The following is a 1,563-nucleotide window of genomic DNA, read 5'->3' on the forward strand; positions in this document are numbered from 1 at the left end:
GGTCGGTGCTTCGGTTCAGGGCACGGCGGTACAGCTCCTCGGAGTCGTCTGGCTCGATCGCGAGGCGCTCCAGCACCTCGGCCAGCAGCAGCGCTCCGGTGGCGTAGATGGCCACCGAGACGTTCGGGGACGCGCAGGGATGGATGTGGAACGGCATGTCGGAGCAGAAATGCATGGCCTCGTTGAACAGGATGCGCGACTCGACCCGCTCGAAATCCGTGTGCAAGATATCGGCGATGCGGCCCCGCATCAGCTGATGCAACTCGTTGTACACGTCTTCCAGCTGCGGCGAGGTGAGGGTGAGCTCGACGACGGCGGTGTCACCGGCCACCGAGTGGGTCACCTGGTGCCGACCCTCGTGCAGCAGGTCGTAATGCCCGTTGTAGCTGTGGGAGAGTTTGCCCAGGTCATAGTAGATGTCGCAGACCGGGTAGCCGCGCGGATCGACCAGCCAGAATTTTTTCGACTCCTGGTCGTAAAGGATGTTCTCCAAGTGCAGATCGCCGTGGATGTGCGGCGACACGCCCTCCGGCGTGAGTTCGGCGACCGCGTTGGCGTCGTGCTCCAGCTGCAGCAGCATTGCCGGGACATTGGGAATGACCCGCCCGTTGATTTGCAGTCGGCGGCTGCGTATCAGCGGGGCGAAACCGGGGTCCAGGTCGACGGTGACCGCGAGCCGATTCCACACCCTGGTGAAGTGGTAATCCCGCAGGTAGTTCGCCGGTGTCGCAGTCGCATGCCGGCGATACGCCTGGTTGTATTCGTAGTCGAGCACCTGTTCGAGCACTGACGCGGCGTGCCGCGGGGTGATCTGGAGGTTCAGCAGCAGGTCACGAAGGCTCGGGTGACCGACATACTCCAGCCCGAGGCGGGTGGAATGGGCTTCCACATCAGAGAACAGCATCTCGGGGTAGCTGTCGCGCAGCGCTCGTGGAAGGCCGGCGTAGAACCGTGCCTCGTCGCGCAGCTTCGTCGAACCGCGACCGGTGGCTTGCTTGCGAAAGTACGGCTGTACACCGGATTTCGCGAACGATCCGCCGACTCGGACCGCATCGTTGGCCGTGACTCCTTCAAAGTCGTACCGGTGCAGCTTCTTAATGTCGGTGAGCTTGCGCAGGCCGTCCTCGAAATCCCGGTGGTTTCGGTGATTGAGCTGCAACACATCAGCCCGTGCCAGCCGGGCGGCGATGATCCGGCCGTCGACGCCGGAGTTCCAGGCGATGAAATGCGCCGGGAGCCGCGCTGACCGCAAAGTCAGCAGCCGAATCACCGACGGTGTCAGTTGTCCCTCGGAGCAGATCACCACCACGTCGTCCGGGGCATCGCCATCCGGTAGTCCGCTCTGATCCTGAAAGCGGTCCAGCAGGTCGTTGAGATCGTCCTCAGCGCCCAGGTCTATCACCTGATCGATGCCGTACCACTGCAGCCAGGTCCGGGTGGTTTCGGTCAGATCGTCCAGATCGCACCCGCGGCGCCGCTCGTCAACGATTATCCCGAGCATGTGCGGGTGGCCTCGAACACCCGGGCGGAGACCGGATTGATCACGGTTGTCTCGTCCTGTTC

The 1,563-nt window shown here is 63.3% G+C and carries 1 protein-coding gene; it reads right to left on the minus strand.

Translation table 11 applies throughout. The features are described from left to right. Positions 1 to 1,501: hypothetical protein (locus AC2VOG_RS12655; RefSeq protein ID WP_486940245.1), on the minus strand; the 1,501-nt coding region annotated here is incomplete at its 3' end. Positions 1,502 to 1,563: the final 62 nt, after the last annotated feature.

The sequence above is a fragment of the Mycobacterium sp. TH-M11 genome, from assembly GCF_057473725.1.